Source organism: Enterobacter chengduensis, from assembly GCF_001984825.2.
In the GTDB taxonomy this organism is placed as follows: Bacteria; Pseudomonadota; Gammaproteobacteria; order Enterobacterales; family Enterobacteriaceae; genus Enterobacter; species Enterobacter chengduensis.
Genome location: NZ_CP043318.1, coordinates 3931983 through 3952996 on the forward strand (window position 1 = coordinate 3931983; position 21014 = coordinate 3952996).

Sequence of the window (21014 nt, forward strand, 5' to 3'; positions counted from 1 at the left end):
CTATGACACTTCAACAGGCACTCCGCAAACCCACCACGCCGGGCGACGTGTTGCAATATGAGTATCTTGAACCGCTCAATCTGAAAATCAGCGATCTGGCGGAGATGCTCAATGTTCACCGCAACACCATCAGCGCGCTGGTCAATAACAATCGCAAGCTTACTGCCGATATGGCGATCAAACTGGCAAAAGCCTTTGATACCTCTATTGAATTTTGGCTGAACTTACAGCTGAACGTCGATATCTGGGAAGCGCAATCTAACGCCAGGACGCAGGAGGAGTTGAGCCGTATAAAGACCGTTGCGGACGTCATGGCTAAGCGAAAATCGGGCCAGCCGGATGTAGCCTGACCCGAACAGACGCGGAGATCTCACCCCGCCGGGCGCGGTGCGGTACGGTTATACACCCCAACATAGCGCGCAAACTTACCGATAAACACGCCCGCAAACACGCCGCCGGAGACGATCGCCAGCGCGCTCATGGCGGGCTGCTGCATCGTCTGAGGCGAAACCGCGCTCATCACCCCCAGCACATACTTCACCCCAAACGCCAGCATCATAAACGGCAGCGCGGTGTAGTCTGCCGGACGGTACAGGCTACGCGGCGCCTCTGCGCGGGTAATCACCGCCTGCTTAATCAGGAAATACCCCAGCGCGGCACCGGCGAAAATCCCCGCCGTCCACAGTGCAACGGTCCCGGGAGTCAGCGTGCGGTAGACCACCAGATCGTAAATATCCCAGATAAGAAAGATCGCCGGGATGATGGCAAGCCGCTCCAGCGTGACGGTGGCGGGCCTGCGGGCTTTAATGCCGCGAGAGATAAGGAAGATAAACAACACCCACACCCAGACGGGCGTATGCGTAACGACACCGAACAGAAATTCAAACATGGAGATCTCCATGGACGATCGCGGCCCGTGCCGCCCTGAACGCGTATTGCGCATAACGGCAGAGAAGCCATTATGCGCAGGTTTTTTACAGCGATTTTTTCAGGCGTTGAACCGCTTCCTTCAGCTCTTCGTCCGTTGGCGTGACAAACGACATGCGCAGCGTCGAATGGTCTGGCTCATGGCAGTAGAAAAATTCGCCCGGCACAAATACTACGCCGTTACTTAAGGTTTTTTCCAGCCAGCGCGTGGTATTCCCCCCATTTTTCATCGTCGCCCACAGGAACATGCCGCCTTTCGGCTTGTGGAAGGACATCACCTCGCCCAGCTCGGCTTCCAGTTCGTTGGCGAAGGTCTGATACTTCTGACGATAGGCTTCGCGGATCGTTTTGATCTGCCCGGCCAGACGCCCGGTTTTCAGATATTCGTACGTCATCAGCTGCGATAGCGTGCTGGTGTGAAGATCGGTGGTTTGCTTCAGGTTCACTACCGCGCGCTTCAGCCACTCCGGTACCAGCACCCAGCCCACGCGGGTGCCCGGCGCGAGAATTTTAGAGAAGGTCGAGGTATAGACCACGTTCTCTTCGTTGCCGATATCTTTGGCATGAGCGATTAACGGACGGAAGACCTCATCGGTATAGTTAATTTCGCTGTACGGATCGTCTTCAATAATGACGAAGTCATAGCGCTGCGAGAGTTCCACCAGCTTTTTGCGACGCGCTTCAGAGAGCGTCACGCCGCCAGGGTTACCAAAGGTCGGAACGATATACACCGCTTTGATGCTTTTCTTTGCCGCCAGCGCTTCAAGTTCGTCGACCTTCATGCCGTCGCCGTCGGTGCCGACGGATTCAAAATTCGCCTGAGCCAGGCCAAAAACCTGCAGCGCGGCAAGATAGGTTGGACGCTCAACCACAACGGTATCACCCGGGTTAATTAATGCACGCGCCAGCACGTCAAGCGATTGCTGTGAGCCAGAGGTCACCACCACGTCATCGGCTTTACAGGCAATGCCGCGTCCTTCGCAGATGCGCTGGATCTCTTCCCGCAGTCCCGGTACGCCTTCGGTCAGGCCGTACTGAAACGCCTCGCCAAAATGCTGGGATAATACGGCATCCGCGGCTATTTTCAGGCCTTCATGATCGAACAAAGCCGGGTTAGGGATCCCCCCACCCAGCGAAATGACGCCGGCCATTTTGCTATGTTTTAATAATTCACGGATGGCAGATGATTGCAGGCCCTGCGCGCTGCTGGCGAGTTTACTCACTGACATTCTTTGCTTACCTTCTGTTTTTATAGTGTGCTCAATCTTAGCAGAATATGGGCGATAAATTCCGTCAGCTTGGGCAGGGGGCGTAAATCCTGACGCCACAATAAATGCACCGGCCTCGGCGCGGGCGTGAACGGCTCCAGCACCCGAATCAGCCTGCCGCTTTCCAGATCTTCGGCTACCAGCACTTCCGGCTGCAGCAGTAATCCCGCCCCGGATCTTGCGGCCATCCGCAGCCCGTAGCCGTCGTTGCATCTTAATACCGCGTCCCGTTTCCAGCGCACTTCGCCTTCCACACCCGGCAGCCGCCACTCGTTGCGTGCGGTCCAGACGCTGTGGGACAAGCAGAGATGATCCACCAGTTCGGCGGGCGATTGCGGCGTGCCGTGTCGCGCTAAATAGTCCGGTGCGGCGCAGATCACCATGTTGTAGGGACACAGGTATTTTGCCACCAGATCGTCGTTATGAACGTCACCAATGCGGATGGCGAGATCGACGCCCTCCTCCACCAGATCGACCATCCGGTTAGTCAGATCCAATTCGACGCGCACCTGCGGGTAGCGCTGTAAAAAGGTTGCCGTCAGCGGGGCAATCACGCAGCCGCCAAACGACGTAGGTGCCGTGACGCGCAGGGTTCCGGCGGGCGCGGCGCGCAGGCGTTCAACCGCGTTTTCGGCAATCGCGACCTGCTCCAACACCCGCTTCGCCTCGTCGAAATAGACGCGCCCGGCATCGGTCAGGCTTTGGCGCCGCGTGTTACGCTCCAGCAGGCGGGTGCCGAGCTGTGACTCCAGCAGCGCAACGTACTTTCCCACCATGACCGCCGACATCTCCAGCCGTGCAGCCGCCCCCGTGAAACTGCCGCTTTCAACCACCGCGATAAACGTTTCCATGCCGCGAAGCTTATCCATATTCCAAACCTCAGGTTAGCAATCTTCTAACTGTGGCCCAGTTTATCTGCATTTTTATTTATTAAAGAATGAAGGCTCACAACATAAGGAGTCGGCTATGAAAATCGTCATTATTGGTGCCAGCGGTACGGTCGGTCGGGCAGTAGCGGAAGAGCTGAGTCGTCGCCACGAGGTCATCCGCGTCGGCCGCACGCAGGGCGACTATCGGGTAGATATCACCTCGCAGGCGAGCGTGCAGGCGCTGTTTGAGAAAATCGGCAGGGTGGATGCCATTGTGTCCGCCAGCGGCGGCCTCCACTTCGGCCCGCTCGCGACCATGAAGGACAGCGACTTCAACCAGGGCCTGCAGGACAAGCTGCTGGGGCAGGTGCGCCTGGCGCTGACCGGCCAGCACTACCTCAACGAAGGCGGCTCGATTACGCTGATAAGCGGGATTGTCGCGCACGAGCCGATTGCGCAGGGGGTGAATGCCACCACGGTGAACGCCGCGCTGGAAGGGTTCGTTCGCGCCGCCGCCTGCGAACTGCCGCGCGGGATCCGCATCAACCTGATTAGCCCGACGGTCCTGACGGAATCCGCTGAAGCATACGACGGCTTCTTCCCGGGCTTTGAGAGCGTCCCCGCCGCAACCGTGGCCCAGGCCTACCGTCGCAGCGTGGAAGGAGTGCAGAGCGGGCGGGTGTATAAGGTCGGGTATTAAGCCTTGCGGGCGGCCATCAGCACCAGCATCGGGCGCTCCGCCTCTTCGGCCAGCGCGGGCCAGGCATCGACCTGCGCCTGCGTGGGTCCCCACTCATTGACGTCGCTTATCGTTAACCCGGCCTTGATCAGCGCGTTAAGCGTAGTGCCCAGCGTGCGGTGATACTTAATCACCCCGTCCGCCAGCCAGTTGCTGACGCGCTTGCCTTCGTCCTGATAGTGATTCACGCCCCAGAACCGCTCGCCGTTATCGTCGGTCAGCCAGCCCTGACGCGTGGCGCTGGTGTAAATGGGGTGCTCCATCGAAAAAACCAGGCTGCCGCCGGGTTTGAGCGCGCGCTGAACGTTGGCGAATAGCGTGTCCAGTTCCTGGAGGTAGTGCAGCGCAAGCGAGCTGTAAACAAGGTCGAGGCTGTTTTCGTCGAGCCTGAGCGACTCCAGATCGCTGTGCTGATACCGGATCTGTGGGTCCGCGGTAAGCTCTGCTGCCCGGGCAAGCATCTTTTCGGAAATATCAACGCCCGTGACGTCAGACGCGCCCAGTTCACGGGCGGCACGGCAGAACCAGCCGTAGCCGCAGCCGAGATCGACAACCGATTTACCGGTTAAATCAGGCAGCATGTTTTTCAGCGCGGGCCACTCCGGCGCGCCGTCCAGGCCCTGCACCGAGCGCGGAAGCTGGGCGTAGCCTTCGAAAAATGCCGGATTGTCGTAGATGTTTTGTGCCATGGCAGATCCCTCTTAAAGAACGTGCATAGCAGTATACTGCATTGTCGGGCGGCGGCCTCGCCTTACCCGACCTGCAAAACGCGCCCAGAATTCGCGTATGCCAACCGACAGCTAAGGCGGGCCTAGCTTTTAGTTTGTACCCAAAACGCGTGGATAAGACCGGGGATGTAGCCCAGCAGGGTCAGAATAATATTCAGGATAAACGCCCAGCCAAACCCCTTGCCGAGCAGCACCCCCAGCGGAGGGAGAATAATCGTAAAGACAACACGCCAAAAACCCATAAACACTCCGTATACGCTAACCAGTTGAAAATAAAAAAGAGTAATGACTGTAAGCGTAGCCAGCTTATCGGCTTCTGCCATTCAGACCCGTCCCATTTACCCTCTTTTACGCTTTTAACGCTGGCGTAACGTGCGATATTACTTTAGAATTAACTTAATTAAGATAATGCTAAAATAATATGACCGAACTTGAACAACTCCAGGCCAGCGCCGAGCAGGCGGCCGCACTGCTGAAAGCCATGAGCAACTCCCGTCGGCTGCTGATCCTCTGCACGTTATGCGGGGCGCCCGGCACCAGCGCGGGCGACCTGGCGCGCGCGACGGGGCTGAGTCCTTCCGCCACGTCGCAGCATCTGGCGCGCATGCGTGAGGAAGGGCTTATCGACAGCACCCGCGAGGCGCAGCGCATTCTGTACTTCATTAAAAACGATGCGGTACATCAGCTCATCAGCACCCTGAAAACCCTTTACTGCCCGTAAGGAGCGCCCATGTCACTTCCTCTTCTTTCGCCTCGCGAAGCCAATGCCCGCATCGCCGAAGGCGCAATACTGATTGATATTCGCGATAGCGACGAGTACGCCCGCGAGCATATTCCCGCCGCGAGGCTGGTGCCGCTGGAAACCTTACCCGGCGGTCTGAACGCGCAGGCGGGTGAGACGGTGATTTTTCACTGCCAGTCTGGCGCCCGAACGTCGGGGAATGCCGACCGCCTTGCTCAGGCCGCCGCGCCCGCTCGGGCATTTGTGGTCGAAGGTGGCATTCAGGGCTGGAAGCAGGCCGGACTGCCGACCGTCGAAGACAGATCCCAGCCGCTGCCGCTGATGCGTCAGGTGCAAATTGCCGCCGGGCTATTGATACTCTGCGGCGTGGTGCTGGGCTATGGCGTCTCCAGCGGCTTTTTCCTGCTCAGCGGTTTTGTAGGAGCCGGACTGCTGTTCGCCGGAGTGACGGGCTTTTGCAGCATGGCGAAACTGCTCAAGGTTATGCCCTGGAACCGTCGTACCTCATAAGCAGTAATTGGTGAAAGTCACTGTACCCGGCGCCACGCGTGGGCTAAGGTGAAGATCGCTAAAACGATGAGGAGGTAATATGTTTTCTGTCGGTGACTATGTGCAGCCGCGTAAAGGCGGCCCGAAACTGAAAGTGCTCGAAGTGAACGGTGACACCCTTGTGGCGGTTCAGGCCAGCAATGAACAAGGCGAGAAATATACGCTGAAAGCGGCCGATGTAGCGCCGTATACCGAAGAAGGTGATTTCGGCGTCTGCTAAACAGACAGCCGGGCGGAATATTCCGCCCGGTTATCGCCTTAGATCAGAAAATCATCCAGTGATTTCCCGTTTGCCAGCGCGCTGGCAATAGGCTTCGGCGTGCGGCCCTGGCCGGTCCACGTTTTTTCTTCACCGTTCTGGTCAATAAAGCGATATTTCGCTTCACGCGGCTTACGCTTTTTCGTGGGCTTACCCGCCTGCGCAAGCTCAGAACCCAGCAGATCGGTCGGTGAAATACCATCGGCTTTCATCAGCTCCAGCAGGGTATTAATTTTTTCCTGCTGCTCAGCGCGCTGCTGCTCTAATTCCGCCTGCTCACTCCGTTTCTCTTCAGCAACGACCCTGACCTTTTCCAGCATTTCCTCAAGAACGTCCAGGGTTAATTCGCGCGCCATGGCGCGCAGAGTTCGGATATTATTAAGATTCTGTAACGTCAAAGACATATTATTTGAAAACCTTCTCTTTAGGGTAAATAGATAAATCACCGTCAGAATAATTCATTTTCGTGGAAATATCTACCCGCGGGGTCGTTATGCCAATAATGTGAATAGCGTTTACTGTAACCCTTAATATTATCTTAGCCGCTTGTAGAATTCGCACAGATTCAATCACCATACCAATATAAATGGCCAACTTTAATCCAAATCTCAGCATTCCTCGCCCCTTACGGGCGGATTGATTTAACCTGCAACGCCAAAAACATTAACTATATGATTTTTATATAAAATACTTTAAGCGAGACAGATTATAACGAACCGAACAAAAAACAACCAAATTTAGAGAATTTTGTGGACAAAATGCGATTAAATAAAAATTAATCACTAGTTGTTAGTTCAAACATAGAGATATACGCTATACACGCCAAACAAACCAACCTAAAGCACTAGACGCTTCGGGAAAATCGTTTCTTTTGTGTTCTTCTCAAGGAGTTCAGACATGTTCTCACCGCAATCACGCCTTCGCCATGCCGTGGCGGATACTTTCGCGATGGTTGTCTACTGTTCCGTTGTGAACATGCTGATCGAAATATTCCTCTCAGGAATGACCTTCGAGCAGTCACTTTCTTCTCGTCTGGTGGCTATCCCGGTCAATATCGTTATTGCCTGGCCTTATGGTTTATATCGCGATGCCGTTATGCGTTTCGCGCGTCGTATCAGCCCTGCAGGCTGGGTGAAAAACCTGGCGGACGTGCTGGCGTATGTGACGTTCCAGTCTCCGGTTTACGTGGCCATTCTGCTGACGGTGGGTGCGGACTGGCACCAAATCGCGGCGGCGGTCAGTTCGAATATTGTGGTTTCAATGCTGATGGGCGCGGTATACGGCTATTTCCTCGACTACTGCCGCCGCCTGTTCAAGGTCAGCCAGTACAGCCAGGCAAAAGCATGATGTGGGGCGACTGGCGCAGGCCAGTCGCGAATTTACTGTACGTCGCCGAACAGCCCCTTCAAAAAGCGCTCCAGCGCCATACGCGAACTGAAACCATGCGGAATACCATAATGCTCATGCCGCTCCCCGCCTAAATAGAGCGGAAATTGCTGATAGTGATCGCAGGTTTTAATATCCGAGGCAGGTTCAGCAAATGACAGACTTCTGTCTTTCAGCGTCGGGTGAATAATGAGCGCGGTACGTCCCATTCTTGCTTCGCGATTAACGTAAACATAATTCTCGCCGCGGCGATATCCATACGCTTTTGACGTCACCTCATCCATGGTGAATCCCTCTTTTTCAAGAACGCGCGCCACCTCATCAGGTCGTAAATACATATCTTTTCCTCGTTATCTTTTCCTGCCCGGCAACCTTACAGTATTCAGCATTGGCTGGGCTTTCAGAATAGTCCATAAACTGGCGATTAACGCGTGATGCGCTTCAGATATTAAATTTCTGAACTAAACTAAACGGGAACACAAAATTACGGAGGATCGTATGTTTAACAGACCGAACCGAAACGATATTAATGACGACGCTCAGGATATTCGTAATGATGTCAGCCAATTAGCGGATACGCTGGAAGAAGTGCTGAAGTCCTGGGGAACTGACGCAAAGGACGAAGCGGATGCCGCAAAACGTAAGGCTCAGTCTCTGCTCCGTGAAACCCGTGCTCGCATGAACGGACGCTCACGCGCCACGCAGGCTGCCTGCGATATGGCAAGCTGTGCTACGACCTTCGTGCGTGAAAAACCGCTATGCACTCTGGGAACCGTCGCGGCGGTCGGCATCTTCGTGGGTGCCCTGCTCAGCCTGCGTAAATAAGCCTGCGTTTTCGGCCCCGGTAGCTTCAGGCTCCGGGGCTTTTCTTTGTCTTCTCGCCTGAAAAGCCCGCACAGAGCGCCCTGCCCCGCTGTGCTCATCACATGGGCAATATCAATCTAAATTTCCCATATCTTGTATGGTTGAAACTTAAGGCAACTACATCTAGTATCCCTCTTAGCAAGACAGACACAACCTGACGCGATGATTCGCGCCGCCTTCTCATTTTAAATGGAAATACGAATCATGAGCATTATTATTTACACACGTAACGATTGTGTTCAGTGCCACGCCACCAGGCGGGCGATGGAGAGCCGCGGCGTGGCGTTTGAGATGGTGAATATTGACCAGGTACCCGAGGCCGCCGATACCCTGCGCGCCAGGGGTTTTCGCCAGCTTCCGGTGGTCGTTGCCGGGGAGACAAGCTGGTCTGGCTTTCGCCCGGACATGATTAACCGCCTCGCCGCACAGGTCACCCGGGCGTGAGTGGGCTGGTTTTCTTCTCCAGCAGCTCGGAAAACACGCTCCGCTTCATCGAGCGCGTCGGGCTGCCCGCGGTTCGCATCCCGCTCAACGAGCGGGAGCGGATCCGGGTAGAAGAGCCTTACATTCTGGTGGTGCCCAGCTATGGCGGTGGCGGTACGGCAGGTGCCGTGCCTCGTCAGGCGATCCGCTTTCTGAACGATCCCCACAATCGCGGGCTAATCCGCGGCGTTATTGCGGCAGGGAATCGCAATTTCGGCGATGCCTTTGGCCGCGCCGGGGACGTCATCTCTCAAAAATGCGGCGTGCCGTATCTCTATCGTTTTGAGCTGATGGGGACACAGCAGGACGTCGAAAACGTGCGTAAAGGAGTGAACGAATTTTGGCAACGACAACCGCAGAACGGGTGATTCAGGCGACACCGGATTACCACGCGCTCAACGCAATGCTTAACCTCTACGATCGCGAGGGGCGCATTCAGTTTGATAAAGACAGGGAGGCGGTGGACGCCTTTTTTGCCGCCCACGTGCGGCCCAACAGCGTGGCTTTTGCAAACCAGAATGAGCGTCTCGACTATCTTGTGAACGAAAGTTACTACGACGCGCGCACGCTCACCCGCTACGACCGTTCCTTCGTGGTGAAGCTGTTTGAACGCGCGCACGCCAGCGGCTTTCGTTTCCAGACGTTTCTTGGCGCGTGGAAGTACTACACCAGCTACACCCTGAAAACCTTCGACGGCAAACGCTATCTGGAAAGCTTTGAAGATCGCGTTGTGATGGTGGCGCTGACGCTGGCGCAGGGCGACGAAGCGCTGGCGGAGCAGCTCACCGACGAGATCCTCGCCGGTCGCTTCCAGCCCGCCACGCCCACCTTCCTCAACTGCGGCAAAGCCCAGCGCGGGGAGCTGGTTTCCTGCTTCCTGCTGCGCATCGAAGACAATATGGAGTCGATTGGCCGCGCGGTGAACTCGGCGCTGCAGCTTTCCAAACGCGGCGGCGGCGTGGCGTTTCTGCTCTCTAACCTGCGTGAAGCGGGCGCGCCGATCAAGCGCATCGAAAACCAGTCCTCCGGCGTGATCCCGGTAATGAAGATGCTGGAGGATGCGTTCTCCTATGCCAACCAGCTTGGCGCGCGTCAGGGAGCGGGGGCGGTTTACCTGCACGCGCACCACCCGGACATTCTGCGTTTTCTCGATACCAAACGCGAAAATGCCGACGAAAAGATCCGCATTAAAACCCTGTCGCTTGGCGTGGTGATCCCGGATATCACCTTTAAGCTGGCCAAAGAGAATGCCGGGATGGCGCTCTTCTCGCCGTATGACGTTGAGCGAATCTACGGCAAAGCCTTTGGCGACGTGGCCATCAGCGAGCGGTACGAGGAGCTGCTGGCCGACGATCGCATCCGCAAAAAATATATCAACGCCCGCGATTTCTTCCAGACGCTTGCGGAGATCCAGTTTGAGTCCGGCTATCCGTACATCATGTATGAAGATACGGTAAACCGCGCGAACCCGATTGCCGGGCGCATCAACATGAGCAACCTGTGCTCGGAGATTTTGCAGGTCAACAGCGCGTCAGCCTACGACGAAAACCTGGACTACGCGGATATCGGCAAAGATATCTCCTGCAATCTCGGGTCGCTGAATATCGCCCACACCATGGATTCCCCTGACTTTGGCCGCACGGTGGAGACCGCCATCCGCGGGCTGACGGCGGTGTCGGACATGAGCCACATCCGCAGCGTGCCGTCTGTTGAAGCGGGCAACGCCGCCTCGCACGCCATCGGGCTGGGGCAGATGAACCTGCACGGCTATCTGGCGCGGGAAGGCATCGCCTACGGCAGTCCGGAAGGGCTGGATTTTACCAACCTCTATTTTTACACCATTACCTGGCACGCGCTGCACACCTCGATGATGCTGGCGCGCGAGCGCGGCCAGCGGTTCGCGGGCTTTGAGCAGTCGCGCTACGCCAGCGGGGCCTATTTCAGCCAGTATCTGGAAGGCGACTGGCAGCCAAAAACCGAAAAAGTGCGCGATCTCTTTGCCCGCGCGGGGATTACCCTGCCGACGCGCGAGATGTGGCAGCAGCTGCGTGACGACGTGATGCGCTACGGCATTTATAACCAGAACCTGCAGGCCGTGCCGCCGACCGGATCGATTTCCTACATTAACCATGCCACGTCGAGCATTCATCCGATCGTGTCGAAAATTGAAATTCGTAAGGAAGGCAAAACCGGCCGCGTTTACTACCCTGCCCCGTTTATGACTAACGACAACCTGGCGCTGTATCAGGATGCGTATGAGATCGGCCCGGAAAAAATCATCGATACCTACGCCGAGGCGACAAAACACGTGGATCAGGGGCTGTCGCTGACGCTGTTCTTCCCGGATACCGCCACCACGCGGGATATCAACAAAGCGCAGATCTACGCCTGGAAGAAAGGCATCAAAACGCTCTACTACATTCGCCTGCGCCAGCTTGCGCTGGAAGGTACCGAAATTGAAGGCTGCGTGTCCTGCGCGCTGTAAGGAGAAAGGATGAAACTGTCACGCGTGAGTGCCGTAAACTGGAACAAAATCCAGGACGATAAAGATCTGGAGGTGTGGAACCGCCTGACCAGCAACTTCTGGCTGCCGGAAAAGGTTCCGCTCTCCAACGATATTCCGGCCTGGCAAACGCTCGACCCCGCCGAACAGCAGCTGACGATCCGCGTCTTTACCGGCCTGACGCTGCTGGACACCATTCAGAATACCGTCGGCGCACCGGCTCTGATGAGTGACGCGCTGACGCCGCACGAAGAGGCGGTGATGTCGAACATCAGCTTTATGGAGGCGGTGCACGCCCGCTCCTACAGCTCGATATTTTCCACGCTGTGCCAGACCAAAGACGTGGACGCGGCCTACGCCTGGAGTGAAGAGAGCGAGTCATTACGGCGAAAGGCAGATCTTGTGCTGGAATATTACCGGGCCGACGAGCCGCTGAAGAAGAAGATCGCCAGCGTGTTTCTGGAATCCTTCCTCTTCTACTCCGGCTTCTGGCTGCCCATGTACTGGTCGAGCCGGGGCAAGCTCACCAACACCGCCGATTTGATTCGCCTCATCATTCGGGATGAAGCAGTGCACGGGTATTATATCGGCTATAAGTATCAGAAAGGGCTGGAGAAAGTCAGCGAGGCAAAGAGAGAGGAGCTTAAGGGCTTTGCGCTCGATTTGCTGATGGATCTGTACGATAACGAGCTGAGCTATACCGAGGAGCTGTACGCCGGAACGGGCTGGGAAGAGGACGTCAAAGCCTTCCTGTGCTACAACGCCAACAAGGCGCTGATGAACCTGGGTTACGACGCGCTTTTCCCGCCGGAGATGGCCGAGGTGAACCCGGCAATTCTGGCCGCGCTGTCGCCTAACGCTGACGAAAACCACGATTTCTTCTCCGGTTCGGGATCGTCGTACGTGATGGGTAAAGCGGTGGAAACGGAAGACGAGGACTGGGATTTTTAATGAGTGAATTAACGTTCATTAATTAAATATAAATCCCTTTATTTCTACCAGAATATTCCCCTGAGAACTACACTGTAATTCCCCCGTCATATTCGCCTGAATCACTCCGATCCAGGCGAAATTCCCCGATGCAGCAGCAAAAATTTAAGAAAAACTCAAATGACGCTCAGCCCTTTACTCATGGGAAATTCAGCCGTTTCGCTTACCTGAAAATGCCTGGCATAAGCAAACGCAGGGTTGTCTCAGATTCTCAGTATGTTAGGGTTATGCCCGTTAACAATTTACCATGGTAATCATATTGGCATAAACAAATAACAGGACACTCTCTATTGCATGGCAATTAAATTAGAAGTGAAAAATCTTTATAAAGTATTTGGCGAGCACCCGCAGCGCGCATTCAAATATATTGAAAAAGGCCTTACCAAAGAGCAAATTCTGGAAAAAACCGGGCTGTCGCTTGGCGTTAAAGACGCCAGTCTGGCCATTGAAGAAGGCGAGATTTTTGTCATCATGGGATTATCCGGTTCGGGTAAATCCACTATGGTTCGCCTTCTCAATCGCCTGATTGAACCCACCCGCGGACAGGTGCTGATTGACGGCGTAGACATCGCCAGAATATCAGACGCCGAGCTCCGCGAGGTGCGCAGAAAGAAGATCGCAATGGTGTTCCAGTCCTTCGCGCTGATGCCGCACATGACGGTGCTGGATAATACCGCTTTCGGGATGGAATTAGCCGGCACGCCCGCTCAGGAGCGTCAGGAAAAAGCCCTGGATGCACTGCGTCAGGTCGGGCTGGAAAACTATGCGCATGCTTACCCGGATGAACTTTCCGGCGGGATGCGTCAGCGCGTGGGATTAGCCCGCGCATTAGCCATTAATCCAGATATTTTATTAATGGATGAAGCCTTCTCCGCCCTCGATCCGTTAATTCGCACCGAGATGCAGGATGAGCTGGTAAAATTACAGGCTAAACATCAGCGAACCATTGTCTTTATTTCTCACGATCTGGATGAAGCCATGCGTATTGGCGACCGTATTGCCATTATGCAAAACGGTGAAGTGGTGCAGGTCGGCACGCCGGATGAAATACTCAATAATCCGGCGAATGATTATGTGCGCACCTTCTTCCGCGGCGTGGATATTAGCCAGGTCTTTAGCGCTAAAGATATTGCCCGTCGAACGCCAAACGGCATTATCCGTAAAACGCCAGGTTTTGGCCCGCGCTCGGCGCTGAAGCTGCTGCAGGACGAAGACCGGGAATACGGTTATCTGGTTGAACGCGGCAATAAATTTGTCGGCGTTGTCTCCATCGACTCCCTGAAATCCGCGCTTGGTGAAAACCAGGGAATCGATGCGGCGTTAATTGACGCTCCGCTTGCCGTGGACGCCGAAACGCCGCTCAGCGAGTTGCTCTCTCACGTGGGCCAGGCGCCGTGCGCCGTGCCGGTCGTCGGTGAGGAACAACAGTACGTCGGCATCATCTCAAAACGGATGCTGCTGCAGGCTTTAGACCGCGAGGGGGCAAACAATGACCGTTCAAACTAATCCGTGGGGCACCACAGAAGCCGCGGACAGCGCTGCGCAATCCGCCGATGCGTGGGGTTCCACGCCAGCACCCGCCGACGGCGGCGGCGCGGCGGACTGGCTCAACAGCGCACCCGCGCCTGCGCCGGAACACTTCAACATCATGGACCCGTTCCATAAAACCCTGATCCCGCTCGACAGCTGGGTCACGGAAGGGATCGACTGGGTGGTCACGCACTTCCGTCCGGTCTTCCAGGGGATCCGCATCCCGGTGGATTACATCCTCAACGGCTTTCAGCAGCTGATGCTGGGCATGCCGGCGCCGGTGGCGATTATCCTGTTCTCCCTGATCGCGTGGCAGTTTGGCAGCGCGGGGATGGGGGTCGCCACGCTGATTTCGCTGATTGCCATCGGCGCGATTGGCGCCTGGTCGCAGGCGATGATCACCCTGGCGCTGGTGCTGACCGCCCTGCTCTTCTGCATCGTCATCGGCCTGCCGATGGGGATCTGGCTGGCGCGCAGCCCGCGGGCGGCGAAGATCATTCGTCCGCTGCTGGATGCGATGCAGACCACCCCGGCCTTCGTCTATCTGGTGCCTATCGTGATGCTGTTCGGCATCGGCAACGTGCCGGGCGTGGTGGTGACGATTATCTTCGCCCTGCCGCCGATTATTCGTCTGACCATTCTGGGGATTAACCAGGTGCCTGCGGACCTGATCGAAGCGTCACGCTCGTTCGGTGCCAGCCCGCGCCAGATGCTGTTTAAGGTTCAGCTCCCGCTGGCGATGCCAACCATTATGGCGGGCGTTAACCAGACGCTGATGCTGGCCCTGTCGATGGTGGTGATTGCCTCAATGATCGCCGTAGGCGGTCTGGGTCAGATGGTGCTGCGCGGCATTGGCCGTCTCGACATGGGGCTGGCTACCGTCGGCGGCGTCGGGATTGTGATCCTCGCCATTATTCTTGACCGCCTGACCCAGGCCGTCGGTCGTGATTCACGCAGTCGCGGCAACCGTCGCTGGTATACCACCGGCCCTGTCGGGTTAATCACCCGCCCATTTACAAAATAAGGAACAACGATGCGACATAAGGTACTTTTTGCCACAGCGTTTGCCACCCTTGTCTCCACCAGCACGTTTGCGGCAGACCTGCCGGGCAAAGGCATTACCGTACAGCCGGTGCAGAGCACCATTTCCGAAGAGAGCTTCCAGACCCTGATCGTCAGCCGCGCGCTGGAGAAGCTGGGCTACACGGTCAACACGCCGAGCGAAGTGGATTACAACGTCGGCTATACCTCGATCGCCTCCGGCGATGCCACCTTTACCGCCGTCAACTGGCAGCCGCTGCACGATGATATGTATGCCGCCGCCGGTGGCGACAAGAAATTCTATCGCCAAGGCACCTTCGTGACCGGCGCGGCGCAGGGGTATCTGATCGACAAGAAAACCGCCGATAAGTACCACATCACCAATATTGAACAGCTGAAGGATCCGAAGATCGCCAAACTGTTCGACACCAACGGTGACGGCAAGGCCGACATGATGGGCTGCTCGCCGGGCTGGGGCTGTGAAGCGGTGATTAATCACCAGAACAAAGCCTATGACCTGGCGAAGACGGTCGACGTCAGCCACGGCAACTATTCGGCGATGATGGCCGACACCATTGCCCGCTTCAAAGAGGGTAAACCGGTGATCTACTACACCTGGACGCCGTACTGGGTGAGCGACGTGCTGAAGCCGGGTAAAGACGTGGTGTGGCTGCAGGTGCCGTTCTCCTCCCTGCCGGGCGAGCAGAAGGACATCGACACCAAACTGCCGAACGGCATGAACTACGGCTTCCCGGTGAACACGATGCATATCGTGGCCAACAAAGCCTGGGCGGAGAAAAACCCGGCGGCGGCGAAGCTGTTCTCGGTAATGAAGCTGCCGCTGGCGGATATCAATGCTCAGAACGCGATGATGCACGCGGGCAAATCGTCTGAAGCCGATGTTAAAGGCCACGTTGACGGCTGGATCAAGGCCCACCAGCAGCAGTTTGACGGCTGGGTGAAAGAGGCGCTTGAAGCGCAGAAGTAAATCATTTTCCCTCACCCTAACCCTCTCCCAGAGGGAGAGGGGACGATGACCTCCCTCTCCCCTTGGGAGAGGGCCGGGGTGAGGGGAGCAAACCGCACAATCCATCACCCAACAATCCCCCAACATTCACAATCATTCGCTATTATGGTTTCCGGAAAAATAATCACTCAACTAACGATTCCTGAAACTCATGACAAAAACAGCTCAAGCGCTTAGTCCCGCACTTATCCTTTTAATGTCCGTGGCAACGGGTCTGGCGGTCGCCAGCAACTATTACGCGCAGCCTCTTCTCGACACCATCGCCCGCGCGTTCAACCTTTCTGCCAGCTCCGCTGGCTTCATCGTGACGGCGGCGCAGCTCGGCTATGCCGCCGGGCTGCTGTTCCTGGTGCCGCTCGGCGATATGTTTGAACGCCGAATGCTCATCGTCTCCATGACCCTGCTGGCCGCCGGTGGGATGCTGATCACCGCCAGCAGCCAGTCGCTGACGATGATGATTATCGGTACCGCGCTTACGGGGCTGTTCTCCGTGGTGGCGCAAATCCTGGTGCCGCTCGCCGCGACACTCGCCTCCCCGGAAAAACGCGGCAAGGTGGTGGGCACCATCATGAGCGGCCTGCTGCTGGGGATTTTGCTGGCGCGAACCGTGGCAGGGCTGCTGGCAAGCCTCGGCGGCTGGCGCACCGTTTACTGGGTGGCGAGCGTGCTGATGGTGGTGATGGCGCTGGCGCTGTGGCGCGGGCTGCCAAAAGTGAAGCAGGAAAATCACCTGAACTACCCCCAGCTGCTGGCCTCCGTTTTCAGCCTGTTCACGCAGGATAAGCTTCTGCGTACCCGCGCCCTGCTGGGCTGTTTCACCTTCGCCAACTTCAGCATTCTCTGGACCTCGATGGCGTTTCTGCTGGCCGCGCCGCCGTTCAACTATTCCGAAGGGGTGATTGGCCTGTTCGGCCTGGCAGGTGCCGCAGGCGCGCTGGGCGCCCGTCCCGCTGGCGGGCTGGCCGACAAGGGCAAATCCCATCTGACCACCTCCGCAGGGCTGGTTTTACTTCTGCTCTCCTGGGCAGCGATCTGGTATGGGCACGTCTCGGTGCTGGCGCTGATCGTCGGTATCCTGGTGCTCGATCTCACCGTTCAGGGCATTCACATTACCAACCAGACCGTCATCTATCGCGTGAAGCCAGAGGCGCGTAATCGCCTCACCGCCGGATACATGACCAGCTACTTCATCGGGGGCGCTGCCGGTTCATTAATTTCCGCATCGGCGTGGCAGCATGCCGGCTGGTCGGGCGTGTGTGGGATTGGGGCCATCGTCGCCGCGCTCAACCTTCTTGTATGGTGGCGCGGCTACCATCGCCAGGAAGCAATACACTAAGTTTTACATTGCGTTGGCCTCTTAGGGTGTTAAGAGGCCCGGCAGTCTGTTAAGGTAAACGTAATCATTTATCCCAGAAATTTTAATGTGGGTGACATATCTACAGTTGGCATGAATAGTTCAGACCCCCGTCCTCACATCCTCTCTTTCACGGGTTCACACCCTACGCTTTCTGTGCTCACCGGGTCACGGACTTACCCGGCGCTTTCTGATGGTGACATAAGTTTGGCGGATATAACCGCACAAATAATTCATTTACATTATTTGTCACTATCGTTACTATATCGGCTGTAATTAATGAGGTTATGCCCAAATGGATAGTTCGTTTACGCCCATTGAACAAATGCTTAAATTCCGCGCCAGTCGCCATGAGGACTTCCCTTATCAGGAAATCCTGCTGACTCGCCTGTGCATGCACATGCAGGGTAAGCTTCTGGAAAACCGTAATAAAATGCTGAAAGCTCAAGGGATTAACGAGACGTTGTTTATGGCGTTGATTACGCTGGAGTCTCAGGAAAATCACAGCATTCAGCCTTCTGAGCTGAGCTGCGCGCTGGGCTCCTCCCGCACCAACGCCACCCGTATTGCCGATGAACTTGAAAAGCGCGGCTGGATTGAGCGCCGTGAAAGCGACAACGATCGCCGCTGCCTGCATCTGCAGCTGACCGAGAAAGGTCACGAATTCCTGCGCGAAGTGCTGCCACCTCAGCACAATTGCCTGCACAAACTCTGGTCCGCCCTCAGCACCGCCGAGCGCGACCAGCTTGAGCACATCACTCGCAAGCTGCTCACCCGTCTGGACCAGATGGATGAAGACGGCGCCATTCTTGAGGCGCTGCGCTAACGCGACGACACGCTCACCATTCCAGATTCATAAGAAAACCGACAGGCCAGCACGTCACACTGCTGGCCTTTCTGACAACAGGTCGGCTCAGCCGATGTGAAAATAAGAAGATCGTGGAGAACAACAATGAGCGCAAATGCGGAGAGCACTACCCCGCAGCAACCGGCCAACAAGAAAGGTAAACGTAAGAGCGCCCTTCTTCTGTTGACCTTGCTCTTTATCATTATTGCCGTGGCATATGGGATCTATTGGTTTTTAGTACTGCGTCATGCTGAAGAGACAGATGATGCCTACGTGGCAGGGAACCAGGTACAGATTATGGCGCAGGTGTCGGGCAGCGTGACGAAAGTCTGGGCTGACAATACCGACTTTGTGCAAAAAGGCGACGTGTTGGTCACCCTCGATCCGACCGACGCGCAGCAGGCATTTGAAAAAGCAAAGACAGCGCTGGCCTCCAGCGTCCGTCAGACCCGCCAGCTGATGATCAACAGCAAACAGCTGCAGGCCAACATCGACGTGCAGAAAACCGCGCTGGCTCAGGCGCAGAGCGACCTGAACCGCCGCGTGCCGCTCGGCACCGCCAACCTGATTGGCCGTGAAGAGCTGCAGCACGCCCGCGATGCCGTTGCCAGCGCCCAGGCGCAGCTGGATGTGGCGATTCAACAGTACAACGCCAACCAGGCGATGGTGCTGGGCACCAGCCTGGAAAACCAGCCCGCCGTCCAGCAGGCGGCGACCGAAGTGCGTAACGCATGGCTTGCCCTTGAGCGTACTAAAATCGTCAGCCCGATGACCGGGTACGTCTCCCGTCGTTCCGTCCAGCCGGGGGCGCAGATTAGCCCAACCACGCCGCTGATGGCGGTTGTGCCGGCAGACAATCTGTGGGTGGACGCCAACTTTAAAGAGACGCAGCTTGCCCATATGCGTATCGGCCAGACCGCGACGGTGGTCAGCGACATCTACGGTGATGACGTGAAGTACACCGGGAAAGTGGTTGGTCTGGATATGGGGACCGGCAGCGCCTTCTCCCTGCTGCCCGCGCAGAACGCCACCGGTAACTGGATCAAAGTGGTTCAGCGTCTGCCGGTGCGTATCGAACTGGATGCGAAACAGCTGGCGGATCACCCGCTGCGTATTGGCCTCTCTACGCTTGTGACGGTCGACACCGCCAACCGCGACGGCCAGATTCTGGCAAGCCAGGTGCGCAGCAGCCCGGCTTATGAAAGTAACGCCCGTGAAATTAGCCTCGATCCGGTCAACAAGCTGATCGATGACATCGTGAAGGCAAACGCCGGTTAATCCGAAGGTGAGCGTTATGCAACAGCAAAAGCCGCAAAAACCGCTGGAGGGCGCGCAGCTGGTCATTATGACCATTGCGCTGTCGCTGGCGACATTCATGCAGGTGCTGGACTCCACCATCGCAAACGTGGCGATCCCGACCATCGCCGGTAACCTTGGCTCGTCGCTGAGCCAGGGGACCTGGGTTATTACCTCGTTTGGGGTGGCAAACGCCATCTCCATTCCGATCACCGGCTGGCTGGCAAAGCGCGTCGGTGAGGTGAAGCTGTTCCTCTGGTCAACGATATTGTTCGTGCTCGCCTCCTGGGCGTGCGGCATGTCCAGCAGCCTGACGATGCTGATCTTCTTCCGCGTCATTCAGGGGATCGTTGCCGGGCCGCTGATCCCGCTGTCGCAAAGTTTGCTGCTGAACAACTATCCCCCCGCTAAGCGCTCTGTCGCGCTGGCGCTGTGGTCGATGACGGTGATTGTCGCGCCGATTTGCGGGCCTATCCTCGGCGGCTATATCAGCGACAACTACCACTGGGGCTGGATCTTCTTCATCAACGTGCCGATTGGTGCCCTGGTGGTGATGCTCACCCTGCAAACGCTGCGCGGTCGCGAGACCCGAACGGAGCAGCGGCGAATTGACGCCGTTGGCCTGGCGCTGCTGGTGGTCGGCATCGGTAGCCTGCAGGTGATGCTCGATCAGGGTAAAGAGCTGGACTGGTTTAACTCGACAGAGATTATCGTGCTGACCGTTGTCGCGGTGATATCGCTGAGCTTCCTGATCGTCTGGGAGCTGACGGACGATAACCCGATCGTCGACCTCTCGCTGTTTAAGTCGCGAAACTTCACCATCGGCTGTCTGTGTATTAGCCTCGCCTACATGCTCTACTTCGGCGCGATCGTTCTGCTGCCGCAGCTGCTGCAGGAGGTCTATGGCTATACCGCCACCTGGGCAGGCCTCGCCTCTGCGCCGGTGGGTGTCATTCCGGTCCTGCTGTCGCCGATTATCGGCCGTTTCGCCCACAAGCTCGATATGCGCAGGCTGGTGACGTTCAGCTTTATCATGTACGCGGTGTGCTTCTACTGGCGCGCGTACACGTTCGAGCCGGGCATGGACTTTGGCGCATCCGCATGGCCGCAGTTCATTCAGGGCTTCGCCGTGGCGTGCTTCTTTATGCCGCTGACGACCATTACGCTTTCCGGCTTACCGCCCGAGCGCATGGCGGCGGCATCGAGCCTGTCTAACTTCACCCGTACGCTGGCGGGCTCTATCGGGACGTCGATCACCACCACCCTGTGGACCAACCGCGAGTCGATGCACCACGCCCAGCTAACCGAAGCGGTGAACCCGTTTAACCCGAATGCGCAGCAGATGTATAGCCAGCTTCAGGGGATGGGCATGACCGAGCAGCAGGCCTCCGGGTGGATTGCCCAGCAGATCACCAACCAGGGTCTGATTATCTCGGCCAACGAGATTTTCTGGATATCGGCGGGGATCTTTATCGTCCTGCTGGGGCTGGTGTGGTTTGCCAGACCACCGTTTGGTGCCGGTGGTGGGGGCGGTGGCGCGCACTAGTCCTGTGCGCTGGATGCCGGGTGGCGGCTACGCCTTACCCGGCCTACGATAACCGGGCCGCCATCC

Annotated in this window: 25 protein-coding genes; 18 read left to right on the top strand and 7 right to left on the bottom strand. The window is 56.8% G+C overall.

Features of this window, described 5'->3' with window-relative positions; genetic code table 11:
• The first annotated feature begins 2 nt into the window (after positions 1-2).
• Positions 3-350, top strand: coding sequence for a HigA family addiction module antitoxin (locus FY206_RS18955; RefSeq protein ID WP_032642946.1), 348 nt, complete (start codon positions 3-5; stop codon positions 348-350).
• Positions 351-370: 20 nt separating this feature from the next.
• On the opposite strand, the gene FY206_RS18960 is transcribed toward FY206_RS18955, so the two are convergent.
• The 3 genes from FY206_RS18960 to FY206_RS18970 form a co-directional block, all read right to left on the bottom strand.
• Complete coding sequence (locus tag FY206_RS18960; protein ID WP_032642948.1) at positions 371-889, bottom strand: DUF6622 family protein; 519 nt, start codon at positions 887-889, stop codon at positions 371-373.
• 85 nt (positions 890-974) lie between these two features.
• On the bottom strand, positions 975-2156 hold the full coding sequence (locus FY206_RS18965) for an aminotransferase-like domain-containing protein (RefSeq protein WP_032642950.1): 1182 nt from the start codon (positions 2154-2156) through the stop codon (positions 975-977).
• 20 nt (positions 2157-2176) lie between these two features.
• Positions 2177-3064 (bottom strand): LysR family transcriptional regulator, encoded by an 888-nt coding sequence (locus FY206_RS18970; protein ID WP_032642951.1) that lies wholly within the window; start codon positions 3062-3064, stop codon positions 2177-2179.
• A gap of 97 nt (positions 3065-3161) precedes the next feature.
• Here FY206_RS18970 and FY206_RS18975 point away from each other — a divergent pair, with 97 nt between their 5' ends.
• Complete coding sequence (locus FY206_RS18975; RefSeq protein ID WP_032642952.1) at positions 3162-3764, top strand: short chain dehydrogenase; 603 nt, start codon at positions 3162-3164, stop codon at positions 3762-3764.
• Here the strand turns inward: FY206_RS18975 and FY206_RS18980 are convergent.
• Together FY206_RS18980 and FY206_RS18985 are read right to left on the bottom strand one after the other, a co-directional pair.
• Entirely contained in the window at positions 3761-4492 is a 732-nt protein-coding gene (locus FY206_RS18980; protein WP_032642953.1) for a class I SAM-dependent methyltransferase, read from the bottom strand. The genes FY206_RS18975 and FY206_RS18980 overlap by 4 nt on opposite strands.
• Positions 4493-4614: 122 nt before the next feature.
• Positions 4615-4773: a YqaE/Pmp3 family membrane protein gene (locus FY206_RS18985; protein ID WP_032642954.1), complete on the bottom strand. Its 159-nt coding sequence runs from the start codon at positions 4771-4773 to the stop codon at positions 4615-4617.
• A gap of 179 nt (positions 4774-4952) precedes the next feature.
• Here FY206_RS18985 and FY206_RS18990 point away from each other — a divergent pair, with 179 nt between their 5' ends.
• From FY206_RS18990 to FY206_RS19000, 3 genes are all read left to right on the top strand, one after another.
• On the top strand, positions 4953-5252 hold the full coding sequence (locus FY206_RS18990; RefSeq protein ID WP_032642955.1) for an ArsR/SmtB family transcription factor: 300 nt from the start codon (positions 4953-4955) through the stop codon (positions 5250-5252).
• A 9-nt stretch (positions 5253-5261) separates the two neighbouring features.
• Entirely contained in the window at positions 5262-5783 is a 522-nt protein-coding gene (locus FY206_RS18995; protein WP_077064225.1) for a rhodanese family protein, read from the top strand.
• Between the two features lie 79 nt (positions 5784-5862).
• Positions 5863-6042, top strand: a complete 180-nt coding sequence (locus FY206_RS19000; protein ID WP_032642957.1) for a YodC family protein — start codon at positions 5863-5865, stop codon at positions 6040-6042.
• 38 nt (positions 6043-6080) lie between these two features.
• Here FY206_RS19000 and stpA read toward each other — a convergent pair whose 3' ends face one another.
• Positions 6081-6485, bottom strand: a complete 405-nt coding sequence (gene stpA, locus FY206_RS19005) for a DNA-binding protein StpA (protein ID WP_032642958.1) — start codon at positions 6483-6485, stop codon at positions 6081-6083.
• A 493-nt stretch (positions 6486-6978) separates the two neighbouring features.
• On the opposite strand from stpA, the gene alaE reads away from it, so the two are divergent.
• A complete protein-coding gene (gene alaE / locus FY206_RS19010; RefSeq protein WP_032642960.1) occupies positions 6979-7428 on the top strand; it encodes an L-alanine exporter AlaE in 450 nt (149 codons plus the stop codon).
• Between the two features lie 32 nt (positions 7429-7460).
• Here the strand turns inward: alaE and FY206_RS19015 are convergent, their stop codons facing one another.
• The gene (locus FY206_RS19015) at positions 7461-7805 is read right to left on the bottom strand and encodes a DUF2002 family protein (RefSeq protein ID WP_023333165.1); all 345 of its coding nucleotides are present in this window, start codon (positions 7803-7805) and stop codon (positions 7461-7463) included.
• A 160-nt stretch (positions 7806-7965) separates the two neighbouring features.
• Between FY206_RS19015 and FY206_RS19020 the strand changes: the two genes are divergently transcribed.
• The 12 genes from FY206_RS19020 (at position 7966) to emrB (ending at position 20948) form a co-directional block, all read left to right on the top strand.
• Complete coding sequence (locus FY206_RS19020) at positions 7966-8292, top strand: ElaB/YgaM/YqjD family protein (protein ID WP_032642961.1); 327 nt, start codon at positions 7966-7968, stop codon at positions 8290-8292.
• A 243-nt stretch (positions 8293-8535) separates the two neighbouring features.
• The gene (gene nrdH, locus FY206_RS19025) at positions 8536-8775 is read left to right on the top strand and encodes a glutaredoxin-like protein NrdH (protein WP_032642962.1); all 240 of its coding nucleotides are present in this window, start codon (positions 8536-8538) and stop codon (positions 8773-8775) included.
• The gene (nrdI, locus tag FY206_RS19030; RefSeq protein WP_032642964.1) at positions 8772-9182 is read left to right on the top strand and encodes a class Ib ribonucleoside-diphosphate reductase assembly flavoprotein NrdI; all 411 of its coding nucleotides are present in this window, start codon (positions 8772-8774) and stop codon (positions 9180-9182) included. Before nrdH ends, nrdI begins: the two co-directional genes overlap by 4 nt.
• Positions 9155-11299, top strand: a complete 2145-nt coding sequence (gene nrdE, locus FY206_RS19035) for a class 1b ribonucleoside-diphosphate reductase subunit alpha (protein WP_032642966.1) — start codon at positions 9155-9157, stop codon at positions 11297-11299. The genes nrdI and nrdE overlap by 28 nt, the downstream gene beginning before the upstream one ends.
• A 9-nt stretch (positions 11300-11308) precedes the next feature.
• Complete coding sequence (gene nrdF / locus FY206_RS19040; protein ID WP_032642967.1) at positions 11309-12268, top strand: class 1b ribonucleoside-diphosphate reductase subunit beta; 960 nt, start codon at positions 11309-11311, stop codon at positions 12266-12268.
• 333 nt (positions 12269-12601) lie between these two features.
• Positions 12602-13813 carry a glycine betaine/L-proline ABC transporter ATP-binding protein ProV gene (gene proV / locus FY206_RS19045; RefSeq protein ID WP_032642969.1) on the top strand — a complete coding sequence of 404 codons (1212 nt, stop codon included), beginning with the start codon at positions 12602-12604 and terminating at the stop codon, positions 13811-13813.
• Entirely contained in the window at positions 13797-14861 is a 1065-nt protein-coding gene (proW, locus tag FY206_RS19050; RefSeq protein ID WP_100249861.1) for a glycine betaine/L-proline ABC transporter permease ProW, read from the top strand. Before proV ends, proW begins: the two co-directional genes overlap by 17 nt.
• A gap of 9 nt (positions 14862-14870) precedes the next feature.
• Entirely contained in the window at positions 14871-15866 is a 996-nt protein-coding gene (gene proX / locus FY206_RS19055; protein ID WP_032642973.1) for a glycine betaine/L-proline ABC transporter substrate-binding protein ProX, read from the top strand.
• 190 nt (positions 15867-16056) lie between these two features.
• Positions 16057-17241 carry an MFS transporter gene (locus FY206_RS19060; protein ID WP_077064224.1) on the top strand — a complete coding sequence of 395 codons (1185 nt, stop codon included), beginning with the start codon at positions 16057-16059 and terminating at the stop codon, positions 17239-17241.
• A gap of 313 nt (positions 17242-17554) precedes the next feature.
• Entirely contained in the window at positions 17555-18085 is a 531-nt protein-coding gene (gene mprA, locus FY206_RS19065; protein ID WP_032642977.1) for a transcriptional repressor MprA, read from the top strand.
• Positions 18086-18211: 126 nt separating this feature from the next.
• Entirely contained in the window at positions 18212-19384 is a 1173-nt protein-coding gene (emrA, locus tag FY206_RS19070; RefSeq protein ID WP_032642979.1) for a multidrug efflux MFS transporter periplasmic adaptor subunit EmrA, read from the top strand.
• Positions 19385-19400: 16 nt separating this feature from the next.
• Positions 19401-20948 (top strand): multidrug efflux MFS transporter permease subunit EmrB, encoded by a 1548-nt coding sequence (gene emrB / locus FY206_RS19075; protein WP_032642981.1) that lies wholly within the window; start codon positions 19401-19403, stop codon positions 20946-20948.
• Positions 20949-21014: the final 66 nt, after the last annotated feature.